At 66.0% G+C, this 23537-nt stretch carries 18 protein-coding genes; 8 read left to right on the top strand and 10 right to left on the bottom strand.

Features of this window, described 5'->3' with window-relative positions; all coding sequences use genetic code 11:
• Positions 1-187: 187 nt before the first annotated feature.
• The 3 genes from QX070_RS12315 to QX070_RS12305 form a co-directional block, all read right to left on the bottom strand.
• A complete protein-coding gene (locus QX070_RS12315) occupies positions 188-3814 on the bottom strand; it encodes an error-prone DNA polymerase (protein WP_315737317.1) in 3627 nt (1208 codons plus the stop codon).
• A gap of 340 nt (positions 3815-4154) precedes the next feature.
• Complete coding sequence (locus QX070_RS12310) at positions 4155-5738, bottom strand: DNA polymerase Y family protein (protein ID WP_315737316.1); 1584 nt, start codon at positions 5736-5738, stop codon at positions 4155-4157.
• Entirely contained in the window at positions 5638-6426 is a 789-nt protein-coding gene (locus tag QX070_RS12305) for a DNA repair protein (protein ID WP_315737315.1), read from the bottom strand. The genes QX070_RS12310 and QX070_RS12305 overlap by 101 nt, the downstream gene beginning before the upstream one ends.
• A gap of 173 nt (positions 6427-6599) precedes the next feature.
• Between QX070_RS12305 and QX070_RS12300 the strand changes: the two genes are divergently transcribed.
• Both QX070_RS12300 and QX070_RS12295 read left to right on the top strand, forming a co-directional pair.
• Entirely contained in the window at positions 6600-7838 is a 1239-nt protein-coding gene (locus QX070_RS12300) for a putative DNA modification/repair radical SAM protein (protein ID WP_315737314.1), read from the top strand.
• A gap of 93 nt (positions 7839-7931) precedes the next feature.
• Positions 7932-9416: a UdgX family uracil-DNA binding protein gene (locus tag QX070_RS12295; RefSeq protein ID WP_315737313.1), complete on the top strand. Its 1485-nt coding sequence runs from the start codon at positions 7932-7934 to the stop codon at positions 9414-9416.
• Between the two features lie 19 nt (positions 9417-9435).
• Here QX070_RS12295 and QX070_RS12290 read toward each other — a convergent pair whose 3' ends face one another.
• From QX070_RS12290 to QX070_RS12280, 3 genes are all read right to left on the bottom strand, one after another.
• On the bottom strand, positions 9436-10176 hold the full coding sequence (locus QX070_RS12290; RefSeq protein ID WP_315737312.1) for a methyltransferase domain-containing protein: 741 nt from the start codon (positions 10174-10176) through the stop codon (positions 9436-9438).
• Between the two features lie 41 nt (positions 10177-10217).
• Complete coding sequence (locus QX070_RS12285) at positions 10218-11570, bottom strand: coproporphyrinogen-III oxidase family protein (RefSeq protein WP_315737311.1); 1353 nt, start codon at positions 11568-11570, stop codon at positions 10218-10220.
• A gap of 170 nt (positions 11571-11740) precedes the next feature.
• Positions 11741-12943: a class I SAM-dependent methyltransferase gene (locus QX070_RS12280; protein WP_315737310.1), complete on the bottom strand. Its 1203-nt coding sequence runs from the start codon at positions 12941-12943 to the stop codon at positions 11741-11743.
• On the opposite strand from QX070_RS12280, the gene QX070_RS12275 reads away from it, so the two are divergent.
• Complete coding sequence (locus tag QX070_RS12275; protein ID WP_315737309.1) at positions 12911-13459, top strand: hypothetical protein; 549 nt, start codon at positions 12911-12913, stop codon at positions 13457-13459. The two genes, QX070_RS12280 and QX070_RS12275, sit on opposite strands and share 33 nt — an antisense overlap.
• A 53-nt stretch (positions 13460-13512) precedes the next feature.
• Here QX070_RS12275 and QX070_RS12270 read toward each other — a convergent pair whose 3' ends face one another.
• The 3 genes from QX070_RS12270 to QX070_RS12260 form a co-directional block, all read right to left on the bottom strand.
• Positions 13513-14445, bottom strand: a complete 933-nt coding sequence (locus tag QX070_RS12270) for a hypothetical protein (protein ID WP_315737308.1) — start codon at positions 14443-14445, stop codon at positions 13513-13515.
• The gene (locus tag QX070_RS12265; protein ID WP_315737307.1) at positions 14445-15365 is read right to left on the bottom strand and encodes a DUF692 family multinuclear iron-containing protein; all 921 of its coding nucleotides are present in this window, start codon (positions 15363-15365) and stop codon (positions 14445-14447) included. The genes QX070_RS12270 and QX070_RS12265 overlap by 1 nt, the downstream gene beginning before the upstream one ends.
• A 758-nt stretch (positions 15366-16123) precedes the next feature.
• The gene (locus QX070_RS12260) at positions 16124-17293 is read right to left on the bottom strand and encodes a M20 aminoacylase family protein (protein WP_315737306.1); all 1170 of its coding nucleotides are present in this window, start codon (positions 17291-17293) and stop codon (positions 16124-16126) included.
• Between the two features lie 174 nt (positions 17294-17467).
• Between QX070_RS12260 and QX070_RS12255 the strand changes: the two genes are divergently transcribed.
• Positions 17468-19087: a GMC family oxidoreductase gene (locus tag QX070_RS12255; protein WP_315737305.1), complete on the top strand. Its 1620-nt coding sequence runs from the start codon at positions 17468-17470 to the stop codon at positions 19085-19087.
• 267 nt (positions 19088-19354) lie between these two features.
• Here QX070_RS12255 and QX070_RS12250 read toward each other — a convergent pair whose 3' ends face one another.
• On the bottom strand, positions 19355-20527 hold the full coding sequence (locus tag QX070_RS12250) for an acyltransferase (protein ID WP_315737304.1): 1173 nt from the start codon (positions 20525-20527) through the stop codon (positions 19355-19357).
• A gap of 202 nt (positions 20528-20729) precedes the next feature.
• On the opposite strand from QX070_RS12250, the gene QX070_RS12245 reads away from it, so the two are divergent.
• The 4 genes from QX070_RS12245 (at position 20730) to QX070_RS12230 (ending at position 23443) form a co-directional block, all read left to right on the top strand.
• Positions 20730-21674, top strand: coding sequence for a metallophosphoesterase family protein (locus QX070_RS12245; RefSeq protein ID WP_315737303.1), 945 nt, complete (start codon positions 20730-20732; stop codon positions 21672-21674).
• 14 nt (positions 21675-21688) lie between these two features.
• Entirely contained in the window at positions 21689-22006 is a 318-nt protein-coding gene (locus tag QX070_RS12240; protein WP_315737302.1) for a cupredoxin family copper-binding protein, read from the top strand.
• A gap of 97 nt (positions 22007-22103) precedes the next feature.
• Positions 22104-22658 carry a sigma-70 family RNA polymerase sigma factor gene (locus QX070_RS12235; RefSeq protein WP_315737716.1) on the top strand — a complete coding sequence of 185 codons (555 nt, stop codon included), beginning with the start codon at positions 22104-22106 and terminating at the stop codon, positions 22656-22658.
• Entirely contained in the window at positions 22655-23443 is a 789-nt protein-coding gene (locus tag QX070_RS12230) for an anti-sigma factor (RefSeq protein WP_315737301.1), read from the top strand. The genes QX070_RS12235 and QX070_RS12230 overlap by 4 nt, the downstream gene beginning before the upstream one ends.
• Positions 23444-23537 lie beyond the last annotated feature (94 nt).

Here is a 23537-nt window from a genome sequence, read left to right as displayed (position 1 = left end):
CAGCGCGCCTCGCGAAGAACCGTGGAGCTCTCCGGGAAATTGATAGGCTTGAAGTCGGATGAGATCGTTGTTGCGAATCGCAATGCTTCAGCCGGTTCGACGGACCAATCCAACGACGCTGTCCTCGGAACAGGGCAGCAGCACCGGTGTCACGTGGCCATGGCGGCTGTATTGCATAGCAATGACCTCAATGAAAATCGCGCGAGCGCGGCAGGATGCGGACGTTGCGGGGGTGGCTGACGCGCTGGGAGGGAGTGTCGAGGTGATCGCGGCGGTCGTCGTTGAGCGGCTCGGCGGGCATCGGGCCGTGCGGCACGGCACCGAGACGATCGTTCGACAACAAGGCGAGATCGGCGCTGCGGTCGACCAGGCGCTCGGCGACGAGATGCACGACCTTCTCGGGGCTGCTCTGGATGCGGCCTTCGACCAGCACGAGGCGCGCGCCCATCACCTCCTTGCGGAAGGTCTCCATCACCTTCGGCCACACCACGATGTTGGCGATGCCGGTCTCGTCCTCCAGGGTCATGAACACGACGCCCTTGGCGCTGCCCGGCCGCTGTCGCACCAGCACCACGCCGGCGCAACGGACGCGGCGGCGGTCGTTGGCGTGGTTGACGTCGCGGCAGGCCAGCACGCGCTCGGCGGCGAAGCGCTGGCGCAGGAACTCCATCGGGTGGCCCTTCAACGACAGGCGGATGGTTTGATAGTCCGCGACCACGTGCTCGGGCAGCGGCATCTCCGGCAGCGGCTTGGCGCCCTCGTCCGGCTGCTCGCGGGCGATCGCGGCCTCGAACAGCGGCAGCGGCACATCGTCGGGCAGCCGGCGCACGGCCCAGAGCGCGGCACGACGGTCGAGCCCCAGCGAGCGGAACGCATCGGCATCGGCCAGCAGCAGCAGCGCGCGCTTGGGCAGAGCGGTGTCGCGGGCGAAGTCTTCCAGCGAGGTGAAGGGCCCGCGGGCGCGCGCCTTGATGATGCGGTCGGCCCAGTCGTCGTCCTGGAGAAAGATGCCGGCCTGTCCCTCGCTGTCATTCCTGGGCAACGCGACAGCGTCGAGCGCTCGAAACGTATCAACGGCTTGTGAGTAAAGAACGCCTCCTTCCGCAGCGTCATTCCGGGGCGCCCGGAGGGCGAACCCGGAATCTCGAGATTCCGGGTTCGATGCCCCGGTCAAAACAGCTTCGCTGTTTTGACTCGTCGCATCGCCCCGGAATGACGGTGGGGAGAGAGCTTGCGCATCATCCTGCAATGACAATGCGGAAGCGACTTGTGCCTCGCTCCGCATCGCCTCCGACAATCGCTTGATCCGCTCCTCGTCGCGGTCGATCCAGCGGAAACCGTCGATCTGGCGGAAGCCAAGGCGGACGGCGCAGTATTTGCTACCCATTTCCTCCAGCGTGTTGTCGGCGAAGCTGTGGGACACGTCGATGTTCCGGATCTCGACGCCATTCTTGCGGGCGTCGCCGACGATCTGCGCCGGCGCGTAGAAGCCCATCGGCTGCGAGTTGAGCAATGCGCAGCAGAACGCGTCGGGATGGAAGCATTTCAGCCAGGACGAGACATAGACGAGCTGGGCGAAGCTCGCGGCATGGCTTTCCGGAAAGCCGTAGGAGCCAAAACCCTTGATCTGGTCGAAGCAGCTCTTGGCAAAGGCCGGATCGTAGCCGCGCGCGATCATGTTGCCGACCATCTTCTCCTCGTAGGAGCCGATGGTGCCGACGTTGCGGAACGTCGCCATCGCGCGGCGCAGGCCGTTGGCTTCCTCCGACGAGAACTTTGCGGCCTCGATCGCGATCCGCATCGCCTGCTCCTGGAACAGCGGCACGCCGAGCGTCTTGTGCAGCACCTTGTAAAGCTCGTCTTTCGGGCCGTTTGCCGGCGACGGATAGCTGACCTTTTCGAGACCGTTCCGGCGCCGCAGATACGGATGGACCATGTCGCCCTGGATTGGTCCGGGCCGGACGATCGCGACCTCGATGACGAGGTCGTAGAAGGTGCGCGGCTTCAGCCGCGGCAGCATGTTCATCTGCGCCCGGCTCTCGACCTGGAACACGCCGAGCGACTCGCCCCGCTGCAGCATTTGGTAGACTTCGTTGTCGTCCTCCGACCGGATATCGGAAAGCACGTATCGCTGGCCCTTGTGATCGGCGATCAGGTCGAAGCATTTGCGGATGCAGGTCAGCATGCCCAGCGCCAGCACGTCGACCTTCATCATGGACAACGCGTCGACGTCGTCCTTGTCCCATTCGATGAAGGTGCGATCGTCCATCGCGGCATTGCCGATCGGCACGTAGCTGTCGAGCCGGTCCTGGGTCAGCACGTAGCCGCCGACATGCTGTGACAGGTGCCGCGGAAAGGTGATCAGCTCCGATGCCAGCTCCACGGCGCGGCGGATCATCGGATTGGTTGGATCGAGCCCGGCCTGGCGCACCTGCATGTCGGAGAGGCCGTCGCCCCAGCTGCCCCACACGGTGTCGGCGAGCACCGACGTGACGTCCTCGGTCAGGCCCAGCGCCTTGCCGACGTCGCGGATGGCGCTGCGCGGGCGATAATGGATGACGGTGGCGATGATCGCCGCGCGGTGCCGGCCGTAGCGGCGATAGACATATTGCATCACCTCCTCGCGTCGCGAATGCTCGAAATCGACGTCGATGTCGGGCGGCTCCAGCCGCTCCTTGGAGATGAAGCGCTCGAACAGCAGATCGATCTTGGTCGGATCGACCGAGGTGATGCCGAGCACGTAGCACACGGCCGAGTTCGCCGCTGAGCCGCGGCCCTGACACAGGATGCCCTGGCTGCGGGCGTAGCGGACGATGTCGTGAACCGTGAGGAAATAATGCGCGTAGTTGAGCTCGGCGATCAGCGCCAGCTCCTTGTCGAGGACTGCGCGCAGGCGGTCGTCGAGATCATCACCGAAATAGGTTTTGGCGCCGGCCCAAGTCAGGTCCTGCAGATGCCCCTGCGCGGTCTTGCCCGGCGGCACCGGCTCGTCGGGGTACTGGTATTTGAGCTGGTCGAGCGAGAAGACGATGCGGTCGGTGAAGCGGATGGTCTCGGCAATCGCACCGGGATGATCGCGGAACAGCCGCGCCATCTCGTGTCCCGGCTTGAGGTGGCGCTCGGCATTGACTTGGAGCCTTCGGCCGATGGCCTCGATCGAGGCTTTCTCGCGGATGCAGGTCAGCACGTCCTGCAGCATCCGCTGCTGGGGATGATGATACAGCACGTCATTGGTGGCGATCAGCGGCACCTTGACCGATGCGGCGAGACGCGCCAGCCGCGCCAGCCGGCGGCGGTCGTCGCCACGATAGAGCAGGCTGCCGGCGAGCCACACGCCTTCGGCGCGGCTGTCCTTCAGCCGCGTCAGGACTTCGCTGATGACAGCCTCGTCGAAGCGATGCGGCGGCATCAGCACCAGGAGCTGCCCCTCGATGAAATCAAACAGATCCTCGAAGGTCAGGCGGCAGTCGCCCTTGGCGACCTTGTCGAGATCGCTGCCGCGCTTGCCGCGGGTGAGCAGCTGGCACAGCCGGCCGTAAGCCGCACGGTCGCGCGGATAGACGAGGATATCCGGCGTGCCGCAGGTGAAGACGAGACGTGCACCGTACAGGAGCTTCGGCTTGTCCTTCAGCCGGTCATTGCCGAGCTCGCTATAGGCGCGCACGATGCCGGCCAACGTGTTGTGATCGGCGATGCCGATGGCTTCGAGGCCGTACGCGGCGGCCTGGTGCACGTAGTCCTGCGGATGCGAGCCACCCTGCAGGAAGGAGAAATTGGTGGTGATGCCGATCTCGGCATAGGGGACGGGGATCATGGCGCGACCGCGCAGGCTGTTTCCGTGACAGCGCGTTGCCCGCCTCCTGCAGGTGATTTGCCCCAACGCACCGGCTTGCACAGCTGCCCACCCTCCCCTGGAGGGGGAGGGTCGACGCGCGCAGAGCGCGCGGCGGGGTGGGGTGAGCCCAGCAATCGGTTGTCATTGCGCCAGCTCTTCTCAGCTGCCGGTAAGTTGGCCTCGAGGACAACGGGCAGCGCAAACGCTGATGGTCTGTCACCCCACCCCGGTTCGCATGCGCGCATGCGAGCCGACCCTCCCCCTCCAGGGGAGGGTGAGCAGCGGGGTCGGCGCGGGATGTGTGCCATCTCCCCCACCCTCATGCGAACAGACCGTGCATGTACCAGGCGGGCTGTACGGGCAGGCCCTCCTGCTGATCGAGCTCGCGGTCATACAACCCGTCGCGGTAGAGCCAGAAGCGCAGGCCGTGCTCGTCCTCGACGCGGAAATAGTCGCGCGTCAGCCCCTGCCCGTCCGGCCGCCACCATTCCATGGCGATGCGCTCCGGGCCTTCGGCGCGCACCACCGCATGCGCGGCACGGCGCCAGACGAAGCGCGCGGGCGGGCCGTCCGGCACGCCCGCGATCACCTGGATCACTTCGGGGCGCGCGAACAGCCGCAGAGGCCGCAGCGGCGGCTCGCCCTCGCTGCGCTCCGGCCAATCGGCCGCCGTGGCGGCCGCAAGATTCTGCTGCGCCTGTAAGGGCAACGCCGCACGTTCCGGGATGTGGGTGTCGACCGGCAGATGCACGACCACACGCTTGCCGCCGATGCGCGCGGCGATGCGGTCGATCAGCGCCGACAGCTCGTCATTGTCGTGGACATGGGCGTCGAGATCGCGCTGCTGCTGCACCACGATCTCGCTGCGGCTCGCCGACAGCCGGATCATGTCGAAGCCGAAGCCGGGATCGAGCGGATCATTCAGGGCGTCGAGCCGCTCGCGGAACAGACGGTCGATGATTGCGGCCTCGGTGACCGGCTGGCCGGTGTCGACCGCGATGACGCGCACCAGGCCGTCGGTGCGGAAGAAGCAGGCCTCGAGCCGCCGCGCGCCCTTGCCCTGCTGTGCCATCGCCGCCACCAGCATCGCGGCGAGACTGGAAAGACTGGCCGCGATCACCGTGTCGGTCGCGACCGGCTCGGCGAAGCGCTTGTCGACGATGTAGTCCGGCGGGACTTTGCGCGGGCTGATCGGCGCATCGGCCTCGCCCAGCGCCTGGGCCAGCACGCGGGTGAAGGCGACACCGAACCGCGCCGTGATCTCGTTGCGGCCGCGCGACGCGACGTCGCCGATCGTCTTCAAGCCGGCGCGGCGCAGGCCGAGCGTGATCGCTTCGCTGCCGCCAAGGGCTGCCACCAGCAGCGGCGCCACCGCGGCCGCCTCCTCGCCGTCAGGCACGATGCGGCCATGCACCTGCCGGTTCAGCGTGCGCGCACACACGGCGTTGGAGGCGATCGCTGCCGACACGGTGAGACCGTGCGCGGTCAGCGCATCGCAGAGCGACCGCATCAGTTTGGCTTCGCCGCCGAACAGATGCACGCAGCCGGTGATGTCGAGCGAAAGCCCATGCGGCGGATCCAGCGCGACCAGCGGCGTGAAGCGGTCGCACCAGTCGGCGATGCCTTCGAGCATCTTGGCGTCAGCCGCGAGGTCGGCCTCGTGGACGACGAGGTCGGGACAGACCGCGCGGGCGTTCGCCAGCGGCTGGCCGAGGCTGACGCCATGGCACGCCGCCGCCTCGTCCAGCGCATGGATCAAGAGCGCATTGGCGTCCTTGATGACGACGACCTGCGGCAGGTCGTCACGCCGATCGGCGGAGCAGTTTCGCTTGATCCGATCGATGGGCAGGCGCGGCAGCCACAGGCTGAGGATCCGCCGCCGGTTCGCTGAAACGGCACGCATCGGGGCTCCACTCCATGATCCATCGTCCGGTCTGGCCGTGACGGTTGCGAATGAGCTCGGCGTCGAGACGCGGCGCGCCCCAGGCCATCCAGGGCGCCGAGGGCAGCGACCGCGCGGTGCGGACGATCCAGCGCGTCTCGGCGGTCGAAGGTTCGGGTGTGGCTGCAATGCGCAACACGAGCGCGGTCACGCCGGACTCCTGCGCGGCCAGGGTCAGCTTGCGGCTGGCGACGAGATCGAGCTTTTGCGTCTCGCCCCACACCTCCAGCATCACCCCGCCCAGCGCATCGCAGGCGAGCGCGTCGGCCGCGGTGCGCAAGCCGTGATCGAGATCGGGCGCCCGCACGATCACGATGCGGCGCGGGTCGAGGCCAAGCTCGGCGAGCCCGCTCATCGACAGCGCGCCCATCTCGCGCTCGGCGAAATCCTGCCGGATCCAGATCAGCGGGCGGCGCGCCGCGACGCGCGCGGCGAGCCCGCACAGGAAGCCGGTCGCGGCCGTCGCCTGACGGCCGGTCTCGGCGAACACCTCATGCAGCGCGCCGGTGGCCAGCCCGCCCTGCAGCACGGCGTCGGCCTCGTCATGGCCGAGCGCGACCCGGCGCAGGTCATGTGCGCCATCTCCCGCCTCGAGACGGGCAATGCGGCCGCGCAGACGCGCGAGCGTATCCATGCGTGCGCCGGTCATCCGTCGCCGCTCCTCTTCCATCCATCGTGCGGGCGCTGCCGTTGTTGCAGTTGAACCCACGACGGCCCTCTTTGTTCATGATACGTTCTAATATAAAGCTAACGCCTTCGAGAGAGTCAATCGGGATTGCCCCGGATGTGATTCAGCGAATGGAATCAAAAGGATTCAAAGGTATGGAGCTGCTCCGCAAGCTGGAGATCCTGGCCGATGCCGCCAAGTACGACGCCTCCTGCGCCTCCAGCGGTACCGAGATGCGGGATTCCCGCGACGGCAAGGGTCTCGGCTCGACCGCGCCGGGCATGGGCATCTGCCATTCCTATGCGCCGGACGGCCGCTGCATCTCGCTGCTCAAGGTTCTGCTGACAAACGCCTGCAACTACGACTGCCTGTATTGCGTCAACCGCGCCTCCTCCAACGTGCCGCGCGCGCGCTTCACGGTCGACGAGGTGGTGAAGCTCACCATCGATTTCTATCGCCGCAACTACATCGAGGGTCTGTTCCTGTCGTCCGGCATCATCCGCAGCCCGGACTACACCATGGAGCAGGTCGTCTCGGTCGCGCGCAAATTGCGCGAGGAGCATCGCTTCCGCGGCTACATTCATCTGAAGACGATTCCGGAGGCTGACGAGGCGCTGATCGCCGAGGCCGGCCGCTATGCCGACCGGCTCAGCATCAACATCGAGACGCCGCTGGAGGCGAGCCTCACCAGGCTGGCGCCGGAGAAGGACCAGCGCGCCATCCGCCGCACCATGGGCCGTCTCCGGCTCAAGCTCGACGAGACGGTGGAAGCCAAGAAGACGGTGCGGAAGGCGCGGCCGCCGCGCTTTGCCCCTGCAGGCCAGAGTACGCAGATGATCGTCGGCGCCGACGACGCCAATGACCGCGTCATCCTGTCGACCTCGGCCAATCTCTACGGCGCCTACAAGCTCAAGCGCGTCTATTACTCCGCCTTCAGCCCGATCCCCGATGCCAGCCGCGCGCTGCCGCTGCAGGCGCCGCCCTTGGTGCGCGAGCACCGGCTGTACCAGGCCGACTGGCTGATGCGCTTCTACGGCTTCGACGCCGATGAAATCGTCGAGGAGAGCGAGGGCATGCTGCCGCTCGACATCGACCCCAAGCTCGCCTGGGCGCTGCGCCACCGCGACCGCTTTCCGCTCGACATCAACACAGCAAGCCGCGAGGAGCTGTTGCGCGTGCCCGGCTTCGGCACCCGCACGGTGGAGCGCATCCTCGCGACCCGCCGCACCACCACGATCCGCTTTGCGGATCTGGCCCAGCTCAACGTCATCAGGAACAAGGCGCTGCCGTTCATCGTTCTCTCCGACCACCGGCCACAGCCGTCCCTGCTCGACGGCGCCGCGCTGGCGGCCCGGCTGCGGCCGAAACCGCAGCAGCTGGGATTTGGATTCTAACGGAAGCCGTCATCGCGAGCGCAGCGAAGCGATCCAGGGCCGCACGAGAAGTCTGGATTGCGTCGCTTCGCTCGCAATGACGTGAGGAGAGAAATGCACGTCGTAACCCTCGACAACGACACTGATTTCGACGGCTGGCGCCGGGCAGCGCGGGCGCTGGCGATGAACGACGTCAAGCCGGCCGAGGTGAGCTGGCGCGTCAAGGGCGCGGCGGCCGATCTGTTCGACGATGAAGCCGAGACGACGCTGCCGGAGGTGCCGGAGGGCGCGTTCTCAGTGCCGGCGAGCTTCATGGAGCTCGCGGAGAGCGCGATCCTGCACAGTGACCCCAACCGCTTCACCCTGCTCTATCGGCTGCTGTGGCGTCTCAGGACCAATCACGACCTGATGGAGATCGCGACCGATCCTGATGTCGCGCAGGCCAACGCGCTGGCGCGAGCGGTGCGCCGCGACGTCCACAAGATGCACGCCTTCGTCCGCTTCCGCGAGGTCGGCCGCGAGCGCGAGACGCGCTACGTCGCCTGGTTCGAGCCGGAGCACCACATCGTCGAACGCGCCGCGCCGTTCTTCGCCCGCCGCTTCGCCGACATGCCGTGGTCGATCCTGACGCCCGAACTCTGTGCGCATTGGGACGGCAGCCGCGTCAGCTTCACGCCCGGTGTGAGCAAGGCTGACGCGCCGTCGGAGGACCGGCTCGAAGAGCTGTGGCTGCGCTATTACGCCAGCATTTTCAATCCGGCACGGCTGAAAGTGAAGGCGATGGAAAAGGAGATGCCGAGGAAATATTGGCAGAACCTGCCCGAGGCGAAGCTGATCCAGCCGCTGATCGCGGCCGCCTCCCGGCGCACCACGGAGATGATCGCCGAGCCCGGCACCTCACCGCACAAGCCGCAGAAACGCGTCGAGGAGAGCGAGATGACCCGCAAGCCAACCACACGCGCGCATGCTGCTGAGACCTCACGTGATGTCGAGGCCACCGATCTCGAGACCTTGCGTGAAGAAGCCGCCGGCTGCCGCGCCTGCCCGCTGTGGAAGGACGCCACGCAGACCGTGTTCGGCGAAGGCCCCGCACATGCGCCGCTGATGCTGGTCGGCGAGCAGCCCGGCGACAAGGAGGACCTCACCGGCCATCCCTTCGTCGGTCCCGCCGGCCAGATGCTCGACCGCGCGCTGGCCGAGGCCGGCATCGACCGCAGCAAGGTCTACGTCACCAATGCGGTGAAGCACTTCAAGTTCGTGCCCCGCGGCAAGATCCGGCTGCACCAGAAGCCGAACACGCCGGAGATCAAGGCCTGCCGGCAATGGTACGAGCGCGAGCTCGCCACCGTGCGTCCGGCCCTGGTCGTGGCGCTGGGCGCCACCGCGGCGCAGTCCGTGCTCGGCAAGATCACGCCGGTCAACAAGAGCCGCGGCCATGTCGTCGACCTGCCCGACGGCCGCAGGGCCATGGTAACGGTGCATCCGTCCTACCTGCTGCGGCTGCCGGATGCCGACGCCAAGGCGCGGGAGTATGAGCGCTTCGTCGAAGACCTGAAGATCGCCGCCGCCGCGATCAAGCGCGCCGCGCACGCGGCATGAGGCTGACAGCAACCGGCCCTTACTTGATCGCCAGGAAGCCCTCGAAGCAGACATGCTTGTAGATCGTCATCGTGTCCACGAACCCGGCCCGCCGCAGCATGTCGAGATTGCCCTGGGTCGAGAACGGTTCCAGCACGCCCTTGAGGCTGCTGGCCTTGCCCAGCACCTCGTCCGGCGAGTAGCCGTTGTCGAGCTTGTAGTCGATATAGACCGACGTCATGATGTCCTGGAACCGCGCGTCCGGCGCCCTGACCTTCTCGAAGAACAGGAACGCGCCTCCCCAATTGAGCGACCGATAGATCGCATCGATCAGGGTCTGGCGATAGCGCGGCGGCACGAACTGCACGGTGTAGTACGACACGATGAAGTCGCTCGCCTCGTAGCCGACCTCGCAGGCATCGGCCGCCAGGTATTCCACGTTCGCCACATCCCTGCTGTGCGCCCGCGCGTAATCGATCATGGCCCGCTCGGTATCGATGCCGATCCAGCGCGTGCCGTGCGGATGGCGCTTGGCGAGTTGCCGCAGCAGCGTCCCCGTCGACGTTCCGATTTCATAGGCGACGGAATCCCGCTTCACGAAGAAATCGCTGATCTGCTCGACCAGCTTGTGGCCGGCTTCGTAGTTCGGAACCGACCTCGCGACGTGGAGATCGAAGTGCTGAGGCGTGTCGCCGCCGAAGCTCCAGCCGGCACGCGCGGCGCGGATGCCGTCACCGGTCGCGTTGTCCCGCTCGAGGGTTGCTTGCCCGGACACAACCATGACGTTTCCTCCCTGGTCGACGACGTGTTGAAACTCCCGATCTAACCGTATTGAAGCGCGCGCTCCGTCACTTTCGGCGACAAGGCGTCCTTGACGGCCGGACTGAAGAACAGCGACAGCATCTCATCCTCGAACAGCCGGCCGAGCTCCGAAAGCCGCAGCCCCGCATGGCCGTCGCCGTCGCGATACGCTTCAAGGGCGCCGACGCTGCTCAGCCTGGCAACGAGCTTTTCATAATGGGCGGATAGCTCCCGGTTGTCGGCGCGCATGGCGCGGCGATCGGCATCCTCGACCCGGCCGGTCCGGAGCCCTGTGGCATAGGACGTCGCCAGCAATTCCTGCCGGTCGACGGCGCGCCCCGCCGTGATCGGACTGTTGCCGGCCAGGACGGTTTCGACATAGGCGCGCACGTCGGGAACATTGCGGAAGACGTAGCCGCTCTTCGCAGCCCCGGCACTGACATGCGAATACGCGCCCGCACCGATCCCGAGAAGATCCCGTGACGGCGAGGTCCGGATCGTCTTGAACGGGTCGGCATAGCGGCGCGCGCGCACGAAGCGGTTGCCGTCGGTCAGGTCATATCCGAGCGCCGCCATCTCCTGCCAGATCAGCATGCGTCCGAACAAGGTCGCGAACTCGCTCTCGAAGCTCGCCTGCTTCAGGTCGGATTTGAGCCAGTGTCCCTGGGGGCGATCGGCAAACCGAGCGTGATACCAGGTGAGGTGCGGAGGCCGGATCTCGGCGACCATCGCCAAATTGTTCCAGGTCTCGGACGGCGACCCCTTGTACAACCCCTGGATCAGGTCGAGATTCCAGTTCTCGAAGATGTCGGCGACGATCGAGCACGCGAGAAGTGGAACGTCCCGCTTGTAGCCGCGCGCGGCATATTTGAGCACGGTATCGTCGAACGATTGCACGCCGAAACTGAGGCGCGTGACGCCCTGCTGCTTCAGAGAGCGCAGCTTCTGCTCTCCCTCGGGCGCGGTGATCGTGAGCGGGCTGCCCTCGATGCAGATCTCGGCGCCGGGCCGCACGTCGAACGTATCGCGGATCGTCGCGATCAGATCCGTCAGTGCGTCCTCATCGAGAACGAGCGGTGTGCCGCCCCCGATATAGATCGACGACACCACCGTTCCGGATCGGCGCAGCTGCGGCTCCCAGGCCGCCAGCTCGCGCTTGAGCGCATCGAGGTAGCGAACGACCTTGTCGTCGTCCGTGGCGGACTTGCTGTTCCGTCCGGCGTAGTGCTCGACCGTATAGTGACAGAACGTGCAGCGCGTCTCGCAGAACGCGATGTGCACGTAGAGGCTGATCTCGCGGCTCCAGTCGATCCCCCGCTCCAGGCAGGACGGATCGAGCGGCGTCAGCGAGTTGATCGGCGGATAGATGGCCACCGAATGCGAGCCGCCCAGGACCGTCCGGCTGATCCCCACGCCGGCTGCGTGGAGCGCGGGAAGGACGAGCGGAATTCCAAGCCGATGCAACGACGCGCGGGCTCGTTCGAAGGCGGTTTCTTGCGATCGCATATGAGCACCTCGAGCAATCACCTCAATGAAAACGAACGTCAATTTCGTTGCGCAATGATCGTCAGGTAAACGTCGGCACGCGTATCCGGATTCTCGTCCTGTCTGTACGTCACGTCGAAGGGATTGATCAGCCGCGGCATGTATTGCTTGCGCCACAGCGTGGCGTTCTCGCCCACCAGCGACGGCACGATCTGCCCCCATATGCGCTCGGTCACGATCGTCAGCTCCGGCTGCGCGAAGGCTTCGCGCATCCAGGCATAGATCCTGGCGTACTGCACCCAGGGCTGCGCCAGGGCCGACAGCTGCAGCTGGACCAGCCGATGCGTCGCCGCGATGCGGCCTCCGGGACGGACGACCCTGGCCATTTCCCTGACCATGACGGGTCCCATCCCGAGCTCCCAGATGCCGCCGGTCCACTCGTTGACGGCAGCGTCGGCGGTGGCGTCGGGCAGCGGAATGCGCTGCGCGAGGCCGGGACGAAATTGCAGATTGGTGATGTCCCGTTCGCATGCGAAGCGACGAGCCCGATCACTCAGACAGCGGAACATCTCGATGGAGATGACCAGTCCGTCCCTGCCGACGGCGGGCGAAAGCCGCCTCGCAACGCGACCGAGGCCGCCGCACACGTCGACCACGATGCTGCCGGGCTGGAGCTTCAGCAGCTCCGGATGATTGGGCAGCAGGTCATCCCCGGCGCGGACCAGCTTGTCTTCGACTTCGGGCGTCTGGCTCCAGCTATTGTCGTTCTCGCAAGACTTGAGCAGAGGCAGGCGCCAGCGCAGATATGACCGCCGAAAACGATCGGCGAGTTCGAGACCAGGACCGGACGGCAGACTCGTCGCCGTGTTTCCGAGCAGCACCTCATCGCTCGGCAGGTTCTCGATCAGAACATCTCCGAACTCGTTCTCGATGATGCTCAGCGCGTCGAAGACGCGGGCAAAGTCGTCGTCGCCGGCATCGCCATCCGGCCATAGCGTCCGCACGTCCAGAACGAGCCGGAGGCCGGAGATGAACCTGGATGCTGCCCAGCCGAGCATCCGGCTTCGCGCCGCCTCGTCGCAGATCGATTGATCCGGCGCCATCAGCACATGCACGGGAATGCAGGCCCGGACGATCTCGTCGAGCCCTGCGATCGGACGATCGGGGACGGGCCAGGCCACGTCCTCGACAGTCACTGACGCGCCGAGATGCAGCAGCGATTGGCGCAATTGGTGATCGGCGACCAGATCGCGCGTCTGCACCACCGTCTGGTGCATCCGCAATGCACCGCCCTGCCGCAACCTTGCCAGTCGATCGAAGCATTTGCGATGGTCCGACAACCTCGAGCAACGCAGCAGAACTTCCGGGGGAAGCGGCTCAGCGCTCAGGCGCTCGGTCAGCTGCTCGATCGATTCCAGAGTATCCAGATCGACGACAATGGACCGGCGCAGCATCGGCTCTCGCATCTGCCATGCCTTGCGCCGAAGAAGCGCGAGCTGTTGCGCCGATGGCGTTTCAGCCGAGGTGACATGCATGAAGCCCTGGCCGTGCAGGGACGCCAGCATCTTGTCGATCATCCCTTGATCGTCATATTGCGCCCGCAGCGCGGCGAGCCTGATCGGCCGCGGCATCAGCGTCGTCACGAAATCGAGCAGACCATCGCCGGGCGGCACGACCATCCCCGCATCGAAATGGCCGTGGCTCAACAAATGATGGCCCGAAACCGTAGCGTCCACCACCTCGACGGCCGGATCCAGCATGACGAAGGTATCGTCTGACAGCCGGCCGGGAAGGCTGTCGGGAGCAGAACGCAAGGGCTTTTCAAGCGGTCTCATGGGACTGGCGCCCATTCAATGCGCGACTGAACTGAACGGTCGGTGCAGCCCTCCATCGTCAGGATGTTTCCCGATGCTAGCCCGTCCGCCCCGCTCGTCAGGACGCCCAATTCCATCAGCGATCCGACCACGGCCTGCACGTCGTCACGCGAGAGATCGCGCATTTCCAGAGCCAACTCGTCAACGGTCCGCGGCGTGCCGAGCAGGTCGAACGCCCGGGCCCCCCGCTCCGACAGTTCTGCATATTCATGCGCCAGCTCGGGCCCCGGGAAATACACCAGCCAATGGCGCGACGAGGCCTCGAGATCGTCGGACGGATCGAACTCGAATGGGTCCTCGATCCAGGGCGTGAGATCGCAGGATGACGAAACCACGACCGCAGCCGGATTGCGACGGACGCGAGCCGCCTCACCCTCGCTGCGCGCCGCCACGCCCGCGTGGCGGGCCGCGTCGACGGGCCACGCCGGCGGCGCCGACCGGCCGAGCCTGCGCGCCAAGGCGATCGTCGCGTCATCAATCGCCATGACGTCCTGATGGGCGCGGGACGCAAATTCCGGAAGCCTGGTCAGATAGGCGACGAAGCCGGCCGCACAGCGCCAGAAATTCGGTCCGTCGTCCGGATAGCCGGTCGATCTGACGAAATCCTCGGCCACAATATCGACGTCGCGACCGCTCATGTTCAGAAGGCGGCGTGTCAGCGGCACCAGATCGAGCGCCCCCAACGCATTCCTGACGAGTCCGCGCCGGTACATGCCGATATTGGCGTTCGTGGCCTCCGGCGTGCCCGCGTAGTCGGTGACGATCGCTCTCTCCTCCACGGAGAGGCCATCCGGATCTGCGGTCCGGGCGTCGGATCGGGTGATCCATGTGACGAGACCATCGTCTCTCAACACGCGACGCCAAGTGCTCCATACCAGCTCGGCATTCATCACGCGGCCTCGCTGCGGGTGGTACGGCGGCTCGCCGGTCCATAGGCGCGATCCCAGGCATTCCGCGCCCGCTCCAGGTCGGAGAGGATCAAGTCAGTGGTGTGGTCCGTATCGACCCGCTCCCCCGCGCAATAGAGGGATTGCGTCTCGTATTCGAGGATGACGGCCCCGGGGCGCGCCCGCGCCAGAACGTCATCGAGAAGGTCCCACACCTCTTCGGTGACCTGCGTGTCGTGAAGATCGTGATATTGGCCACCGATCCAACGCCCGCCTGCGAGGTGGATGGAGATGATGCGCTCCGACGGGATCGTCGCCAGGAAGCGTTGAATGGAGTAGCCGCGTGAGCCGTGGTTCTGCGCATTCGCATACAGATTGTGAAGATCGAGATGCAGATAGGTCCCCGATAGTTCCAGGATTGCCGCGAGGAACTCTTCCTCGGGCATCTCGCTGCCGGGACAGGTCCGATAATAGGCTGCGTTTTCGTGCGCGAGCGGGACGCCATAGAGCGCCTGCAGCGTGCGCGCCCGCTCGGCGAGCCGCACGACCTCCGCGCGAGAAAACTGCAGCGGACTGCTCCACACATCCGCCCAGGACGCATCGCTGTAGAAGCAGTGATTGGCAACCCAGGCCACGCCGAACTTCCTGGCCAGCGGCACGTGTCGGCGCACCGCGGCTGTCGCCGTCAGATCCTCGAAACCGAAATCTCCGCCATAGTTCGAATGTCCGAGCAGCGGAAACTTGCCTGAGACATCACGGACGAGTTCGATGGCACGGGGAGACAACACCCCCGGGCCATCGAGGGGGCTCATGATCGAGTCGAACAGGATTTCGAGCGCATCAAGCGGCTGGTCGAGGAAGGGAAACCAGCCGATCAGTTCCGGGTTGAATTGGAGTCCCACTCCAAGACGCGGAAAGCTCATAGGTCTCATCTCCGACCAGCCCGACCACGCCGGCTAAGCCAGCGCGCCGGGATTTCTTGCAGGAGATCTGCTTCAGGAGGCAGCACACTTTGCGGCTGTGGCCGCACAGCGCGCCGCAGTTGCTGCGCATCGCGCAGCGGTGGCCGCACACCGTGCCGACGCCGCCTTAGCCTGGGCATGCGCTGCCGTCGCAGCGCACTTGGCCGAGTTTGCCGCGCATTGCGCCGCAGTTGCCGCACACTTGGCCGCGGCCGCAGCCGCTTCCTTCACGGAGAGCTTCTTGACGTCCATGGGGGTTCTCCATCTGTGGAATCGAACTGGTGAACAAGGAAATTTCAGACAGGCAATGAACGCTCGATCACGAGCAGTGGCCAGAAACGCGAATGACTATAACTTACTCGCTTTCGTTGTAAATACCTTAGGTTGTGTCTTTGAAAACACTTGCCTGTTACGACAGTGACGCTGGCGGAAATTTATTTCAGCTCCGCAGACGGGCGCGCGTCGTCAGCCGCGCATCGCGTGACGCGCGCCGATACAGATCATCATTGCAGCGATGCCTGTCGTTGGGACGTGAGGAAAATTCGTAACAAACAAGCCGCACGATCGATGCAGGCGGATCGAATCAATACCCGTTGCGCCTGTCAGCGCCAGAGGCGGAAAAATAGCAAACACGCGCCCCATCCATATGACAGGGGCGCCGACTCCGGTCGGCGCCCCTGTCTGGCGGATCAGTTCATCTGAGATGGCTGGGCCGCGGCTCACGCCGCCAGCGTGTTCTCCACCACCTTGATGAAGAACGAGGTGCCGTAGACGATCGCCTCGTCGTTGAAGTTGTAGGCGGGATGATGCAGGCCGGCGGAGTCGCCGTTGCCGACGAAGATGAAGGCGCCGGGACGAGCTTCGAGCATGTAGGCGAAGTCCTCGCCGCCCATCATCGGCGGCATCTCGTGCACGTTGGCGTCGCCCGCGACCTCCTTGGCGGCGCGGATCGCGATCTCGGTCTGCTCGGCGTGATTGATGACGACGGGATAGCCGCGCGCATAGTTCAGGTCGATCTTGGCGCCGGTCATCTGGGCGACGCCGGTCACGACCTCGCGCACCCGCTTCTCCATCAGCTCGCGCACCTTCGGTGTCAGCGTCCGCACCGTGCCGCGCAGCACCGCGCTCTGCGGAATCACGTTGCGGGCGTTGCCGGCGTGGAACTCGCAGATCGACAGCACCGCGGCCTCCAGCGGATCGACGCTGCGCGACACGATCTGCTGCAGCGCCGTGACGAGCTGGGCGCCGACGAGAAGAGAGTCGATGCAATTATGCGGCTTGGCGGCGTGACCGCCATGGCCCTCGATGGTGATGTCGAGCGCGTCGGTCGATGCCATCAGCGCCCCCTGGCGGATGGCGAACGCGCCGACTGGCAGGCCGGGGCCGTTGTGCATGCCGTAGACCTGATCGATCTTGAAGCGGTCGATCAGCCCGTCCTTGATCATCGCGTCCGCACCGCCACCGCCCTCCTCGGCCGGCTGGAAGATCACGGCGACCTCGCCGGCGAAATTGCGCGTCTCCGCGAGATAGCGCGCCGCGCCGAGCAGCATCGCGGTGTGGCCGTCATGGCCGCAGGCATGCATCATGCCCGGGGCCTTCGAGGCATAGGGCAGCCCGGTCGCCTCCTCGATCGGCAGCGCGTCCATGTCGGCGCGTAGTCCGAGCACCCTCACCTCGCCATGGCCGGGCTTCCGGCCCTTGATGACGCCGACCACGCCGGTCTTGCCGAGGCCCGTCACGACCTCGTCACAGCCGAACTCGCGCAGCCGCTCGGCGACGAAGGCCGCCGTCCGATGCACGTCGTAGAGCAGCTCCGGATGCGAATGGATATCCCGCCTCCAGGCCTGGATATCGGGCTGCAGATCGGCGACGCGGTTGACGATGGGCATGGGAAATCTCGTAACTCCTGTGGGACTTTGCGCCTGTTTAGCATGCAAAAGCCGCACCGCCCAAGATAAGGGCTGCGCCCGTCTCATGGCTCGGTCAACCAGCCATGAACGTGGCGCTTGTCCGGGCCCGTCCGGGCTGACTAAAAGCCTAGCAATGATGGGAAGGGAATGCCGATGCCGAGACAGTTCGAGGGGGATTTCGACTATATCGTGGTGGGCGCCGGCACTGCCGGCTGCATCCTCGCCAACCGGCTGTCGGCCGATCCGAACAGCCGCGTCCTGATTCTCGAGGCCGGCGGCAACGACAATTGGATCTGGTTCCATATTCCGGTCGGCTACCTCTTCGCGATCGGCAATCCACGCTCCGATTGGATGTTCCGCACCGAGGCCGAGCCGGGCCTGAACGGCCGCTCGCTGGCCTACCCCCGCGGCAAGGTGATCGGCGGCTGCTCGGCGATCAATGCCATGATCTCGATGCGCGGCCAGGCCGCCGACTACGACCATTGGCGCCAGCTCGGTCTCGCCGGTTGGAGCTATGCCGACGTGCTCCCGGTGTTCAAACGGCTGGAGGATCATTTTCTCGGCGAGAGCGAGCATCACGGCACAGGCGGCGGCTGGCGCATCGAGGCGCCCCGGCTGTCCTGGGCGGTGCTGGACGCGGTCGGCGACGCCGCCGAGCAGATGGGCATCCGCCGCATCCCCGACTTTAATACCGGCGACAATGAAGGCATCAGCTATTTCCACGTCAACCAGAAGCGCGGCCGGCGCTGGTCCTCCGCGCGGGGCTTCCTCAAGCCGGCGCTGAAGCGGCCTAACCTGCGGCTCGAAACCAACGTCCTCGTCGACCGCCTGATCGTCGAGAACGGCCGTGCCACAGGCGTGCGCTTCCAGCAGAATGGTGAGACCATCGAGGCGCGCACCAAGGGCGAGGTGATCCTCAGCGCCGGCTCGATCGGCTCGGTGCAGGTGCTGCAGCGCTCCGGCATCGGCCCGGCCGAGTGGCTCGGCGAGCTCGGCATCGACGTCGTCCTCGACAAGCCAGGCGTGGGGCGCAATCTGCAGGACCACCTGCAACAGCGCGCGATCTACAAGGTCACGGGCGTGAAGACGCTGAACGAGACCTATTACTCGCTGGTCCGCCGCGGCCTGATGGGGCTCGACTATGCGTTCCGGCGCCGCGGGCCGCTGACCATGGCGCCGTCGCAGCTCGGCATCTTCACGCGCTCGGACCCGAGGCGCGACCGCGCCAACATCCAGTTTCACGTGCAGCCGCTGTCGCTCGACAAGTTCGGCGATCCCCTGCATCGTTTTCCCGCGATCACCGTCAGCGCCTGCAACCTCCGCCCGACCTCGCGCGGCACGGTGCGCATTCGGTCAGCCAGGATCGATGAGGCGCCGTCGATCGCACCGAACTATCTGGCGACCGAGGACGACCGCCAGGTCGCGGCCGATGCCATCCGCGTCACGCGCCGGCTGATGAAGCAGAATGCGCTTGCGGCCTACAGGCCGCAGGAATACCTGCCCGGCCCGTCGGTCGGCGATGACGACGCCGCGCTGGCCAAGGCCGCCGGCGACATCGGCACCACGATCTTCCATCCCGTCGGCACCGCCAGGATGGGCACCGCAGACGATCCGATGGCGGTCGTCGACGAGCGGCTGCGCTTCCGCGGCATCGAACGGCTGCGCGTCGCCGATGCCTCGATCATGCCGACCATCACGTCAGGCAACACCAACACGCCGACGGCGATGATCGCGGAGAAGGCGGCATCGATGATCTTGGAGGATGGGCGCTAGGCGCTCACGTCCGACTCCTCATTCCCGTCATTGCGAACGCAGCGAAGCAATCCAGGGTCCCGACCCCACTCTGGATTGCTTCTTCGCCTTGGGCTCCTCGCAATGATGCGGGAATCGTAGGGTGGGCAAAGCGGCGCCGAAGGCGGCGCGTGCCCACCGTCGTGCGGCAGACTCGGCGGCACGGCGGCGGGCACGGCGCCACTAATATCTCGGATGTGAGAGAGCACGGCATCGCCTTTGCCCACCTACGCATCGCCGCATGCTGACCTAGATGATCCGCGCCACCAGCGGAACCCGGCGCAACTGTGCTGCTGCGAGCCAGCTCACCGACAGCGTGCCGATCAGCACGGTCGCGAACTTCACGGCGGCCGGCCACGCCGGGTCGTAGACCAGATATTGCAGCCATAGCAGCGGCAGGAAGTGCAGGAGATAGATGCCGTAGGCCGCTGGCTGGATGCGGTCCATCAGCGCCAGCGGCGCCTTTGCCCAGCGCTGAAAGAAGGTCGGCACGGCGAACGCCATCGCGGCACAGAAGCTCGCGACCGCCATGCCATAGGCCGCGCGCCACCACAGCGGCGGTGAATCGAAATCGGCGATCCAGTTGTGATGCGCGTAGGCCAGCAACAGGACCGCGCCGTAGCAGCCGTAGGAAAGACCGAACCAGATCCACCAGCGCTGGACCAGTGCGCCATCGGCTGCGAACGGCCCCGCCCGCAGCCCGGCGGCACCGATCGCGATGCCGGCGACGAAGAAGGTCGGGTAGAGCAGCACCCGGCTCGCCTGCAGCGGCAGCGGAAAATGTCCGGGCATGAACCAGAATCCGTCACCGAAGCCGAGATGCGGCGGCAGATAGGCCAGGTTGGCGATCACGAGGAAGATCAGGAAGCCAGTGAGCGGATAGTGCAGCAACGTCCCGGCCCAGCGCCCGAGTGCGCCGATCGCCTGCGGTGCCAGGACCCAGACGAGCGCAGCCAGTATATCAAACCCCAGCAGCACGCCGAGAAACCAGGCCGAGCCGGACGGCCACGGCCCCTCGCTGATCATCCGCCACCACACCGCGCTGAGCTGATCCTCGGTCACATCGTAACGGTAGTAGGCGATCGGCATGATCACGAAGATCGAAACGATATAGGGCACGCCGAGCCGCAGCGCGCGGCGCCCGACATAGTCCGACGCGCCCCTGCCCGCCAGGCTTGCCGGCACGAACAGGCCGGAGATGAAGAACATGCACGACATGAAATAGCTGTCGTTGAACAGCGCGACGAGATCGAAGCCGAGCCAGTGCATGCGGTCGCCGCCCTGGCCGAAATCGGTGTAGTTGATGGCGGAGTGATAGAGCACGACCGAGAGCGTGATGAAGGTCCTGGCGCGGTCGAGCGCCACGATCCGATCGCGCGACGTCTCGGTTCGTTGCAGGGTCGGGGTCACGCGCTCATGCATCGACGTCGCATCCAGTCCATCAGCCGCTCATATATTTCGCGCGGCCCTGCGCCACATCCTGCGTGAACAGGTGAGCCGTCGGCCATTGCCGGCATGATCACGAACACGTCATCGCTTTTGGATCGCGAGAAGCCGGGAATAAACCCAGGCCACCACCGCTCTTCTCACCCGCAAGCCCGATGACGGGCAACGGGAGATGACGATGAGCCTTGGTGATCATGACGAGAGCGGCGTCAGCCGCCGCAAGGTGCTGGAATGCATGACATGGGCCGGCACGGGCGTGCTCTGGACCTTGTCGGGCGGCGTGCCACGTTCGCTCGGCCTGGTCGACGCGGCGCGGGCGGCCGAGCAGCCCGCCTCCGGCCTGACCTTCCTGCAGATCAGCGACAGCCATGTCGGCTTCGACAAGCCGGCCAATCCCAACGCGATCGGGACGTTGGAAGAGGCCGTGAACCGGATCAAGGCGATGCCGGTGAAGCCGGCCTTCATGATCCATACCGGCGACATCTCGCATCTATCGAAGGCAGCCGAGTTCGACGATGCCGACCGCATCATCTCGCAATCCCGGCTCGACGTGCACTACGTGCCGGGCGAGCACGACTTCCTCGACGAGGACGTCAAGCTCTACAAGGAGCGCTACGGCAAGGGCAGCCGCGGCGCCGGCTGGTATTCGTTCGACGCCAATGGCGTGCACTTCATCGGCCTCGTCAACGTGGTCGATCTCAAGGCCGGCGGGCTCGGCAATCTCGGCGCCGAGCAGCTTGCCTGGCTGGAGCAGGATCTCAAGGGCCGCTCCAGATCCACGCCGATCGTGGTGTTCGCGCACATCCCGCTGTGGACGGTGTATCCGCAATGGGGCTGGGGCACCGAGGATGGCGGCCGCGCGCTCGACACCCTGAAGGGGTTCGGCTCGGTGACGGTGCTGAACGGCCATATCCACCAGGTGATGCAGAAGGTCGAAGGCAACGTCACCTTCCACACCGCGCGCTCGACCGCGTTCCCGCAACCGGCGCCGGGCACGGCGCCCTCGCCCGGCCCGATGAAGGTCGAGGACGCAAGGCTGCGCAGCCTGCTCGGCATCGCCAGCATCGATTTCAAGGTCGGTGACGAGCGCCTCGCCATCATCGATACGCCGCTTGCGGGCTGAGGGACGAAAACGCGATGATCCAGCCTGTTCTTCGCGGTGTCGGCTTGGCCGCCGTACTGCTTGTTTGCGCCACGCCGGCGCGCGCCGAGACCATCAAGGTCACGATCGACAATTTCACCTTCACCCCGGCTGCGCTGACGGTGAAGATCGGCGACACGGTGACCTGGACCAACCATGACGACATCCCGCACACGGTGGTGTCGGCCGGGAAATACAGGTCGAAGACGCTCGATACCGACGACAGCTTCTCCTTCACCTTCGCAGCCGCCGGCGACTACAAATATTTCTGCTCGCTGCATCCGCACATGACGGGACTGGTCAAGGTTGAGTAGCATCGCGAACCAGGGCATGAGCATCGTCACATGGACCGGTCGGCGGCGCAGCGCCGGCCGCGCCGTGCGACCGCGAACCGAGCCGGAGACCACGCCGGTGACAACAGCCAATGACGATCCCGAGAGGGCGCGACGCTTCCGCGAGGCGGCGCTGCCCTATCTCGACGACGTCTACACCCTGGCGCGCTATCTCCTGCGCAACCCTGCCGACGCCGAGGACGCCGTGCAGGAATGCTACCTGCGTGCGCTGAAGCATTTCGACACTTACCGTGGCCCGGCGATGAAGCCGTGGCTGTTCGCGATCCTGCGCAACGTCTGCCACGCCGAATTCGCGCGCCGCGCCGGCGCGCCGGCCAAGGCGCTCGACGACGCGCCGGAAGCGGCCGAGCAGCCCCCGCTGTGGCAGGAGAGCGCCGAGACGCCGGAAGGCGCCGTATTGCGGGAACGTGATGCCTCGGCGATCCGCCGGCTGATCGACACGCTGGCCGAGCCGTTTCGCGAGACCTTCGTCATGCGCGAGGTCAACGATCTGTCCTATCGCGAGATCGCGGCGGCGGCCGGCGTGCCGGTCGGCACCGTGATGTCGCGCCTCGCCCGCGCCCGCGCGATGCTGCGCGCCGCCTGGCTCGCGCGGGAGGAGCCACAACGATGACCTGCGATGAAGCCGAGATCCTGATCCACGCGCTGGCCGATGGCGAGCTCGACGCCGGCCACGCGCGCGAGGTCGAAGCCCATGTTGCGAGCTGCCCTCGCTGCGCCGCGGAGCTTGCTGCAATCCGGCAGATGAAGCAGATGCTCGCCGGCACCGACCTCAGCTACAAGGCGTCCCCTGCCTTGCGCCAGCGGATCGAAGCCACCCTGCCGCCGGCCGATGCGGCCTCCATCACCCCGCTCGCTGCAGTGCCGAGCCGACGTACGCTGCTGCGAGGCTTCGCCCTGGGCTCGGCGGTGTCGGCGCTGGCCGCCACCGGCCTCGTCGCCATCGTGCTGCGCAATGACGACCAGCAGCGGATCGAGGCCGAGATCGTCTCGGCGCATCTGCGCTCGTTGCAGGCCGGCCACCTCACCGACGTCGTCTCGACCGATCAGCACACCGTCAAGCCCTGGTTCAACGGCAGGCTCGACGTCGCGCCGCCGGTGATCGACCTCACCGCACAGGGCTTCACCTTGATCGGCGGACGGCTCGACTATGTCGATGCACGCGCGATCGGCGCGGTGGTCTATCGCCGCCGCCAGCACGTCATCAACCTGTTCGTGGCGCAGACCGCGTCTACCGAGCGCCGCGCCGCACGGATGGACACCGTCCAGGGCTTCAACATTCGCTCTTGGCGCGACCGCGGCCTGAGCTATTGGGCGGTAAGCGATATCGGCGCCGACGAACTCAACGAGTTCGGCGAGCGGTTCGAGCGCGCGATGGGTGCGAACAAGGAGGGATGACGCGCTCTCGCGCTTCAGTCATTGCGAGCGAAGCGTGCCTACGGTCTGTCCGGATCCGGTCTGTCCGGAGACGAGCTGAAACGGTGGGCACGGC

Source organism: Bradyrhizobium sp. SZCCHNR1093 (genome assembly GCF_032381175.1).
GTDB lineage: Bacteria > Pseudomonadota > Alphaproteobacteria > Rhizobiales > Xanthobacteraceae > Bradyrhizobium.
The sequence above is the reverse complement of the archived record's forward strand: the minus strand, read 5'-3'. Positions and strand labels throughout refer to the sequence as shown.

Excerpts from the sequence above, each read along its gene's own strand:
- QX070_RS12315 (WP_315737317.1), bottom strand. The coding sequence starts at position 3,814 with ATGATCCCCGTCCCCTATGCCGAGATCGGCATCACCACCAATTTCTCC.
- QX070_RS12310 (WP_315737316.1), bottom strand. The coding sequence starts at position 5,738 with ATGCGTGCCGTTTCAGCGAACCGGCGGCGGATCCTCAGCCTGTGGCTG.
- QX070_RS12305 (WP_315737315.1), bottom strand. The coding sequence starts at position 6,426 with ATGACCGGCGCACGCATGGATACGCTCGCGCGTCTGCGCGGCCGCATT.
- QX070_RS12300 (WP_315737314.1), top strand. The coding sequence starts at position 6,600 with ATGGAGCTGCTCCGCAAGCTGGAGATCCTGGCCGATGCCGCCAAGTAC.
- QX070_RS12295 (WP_315737313.1), top strand. The coding sequence starts at position 7,932 with ATGCACGTCGTAACCCTCGACAACGACACTGATTTCGACGGCTGGCGC.
- QX070_RS12290 (WP_315737312.1), bottom strand. The coding sequence starts at position 10,176 with ATGGTTGTGTCCGGGCAAGCAACCCTCGAGCGGGACAACGCGACCGGT.
- QX070_RS12270 (WP_315737308.1), bottom strand. The coding sequence starts at position 14,445 with ATGAATGCCGAGCTGGTATGGAGCACTTGGCGTCGCGTGTTGAGAGAC.
- QX070_RS12265 (WP_315737307.1), bottom strand. The coding sequence starts at position 15,365 with ATGAGCTTTCCGCGTCTTGGAGTGGGACTCCAATTCAACCCGGAACTG.
- QX070_RS12260 (WP_315737306.1), bottom strand. The coding sequence starts at position 17,293 with ATGCCCATCGTCAACCGCGTCGCCGATCTGCAGCCCGATATCCAGGCC.
- QX070_RS12255 (WP_315737305.1), top strand. The coding sequence starts at position 17,468 with ATGCCGAGACAGTTCGAGGGGGATTTCGACTATATCGTGGTGGGCGCC.
- QX070_RS12250 (WP_315737304.1), bottom strand. The coding sequence starts at position 20,527 with ATGCATGAGCGCGTGACCCCGACCCTGCAACGAACCGAGACGTCGCGC.
- QX070_RS12245 (WP_315737303.1), top strand. The coding sequence starts at position 20,730 with ATGAGCCTTGGTGATCATGACGAGAGCGGCGTCAGCCGCCGCAAGGTG.
- QX070_RS12240 (WP_315737302.1), top strand. The coding sequence starts at position 21,689 with ATGATCCAGCCTGTTCTTCGCGGTGTCGGCTTGGCCGCCGTACTGCTT.
- QX070_RS12230 (WP_315737301.1), top strand. The coding sequence starts at position 22,655 with ATGACCTGCGATGAAGCCGAGATCCTGATCCACGCGCTGGCCGATGGC.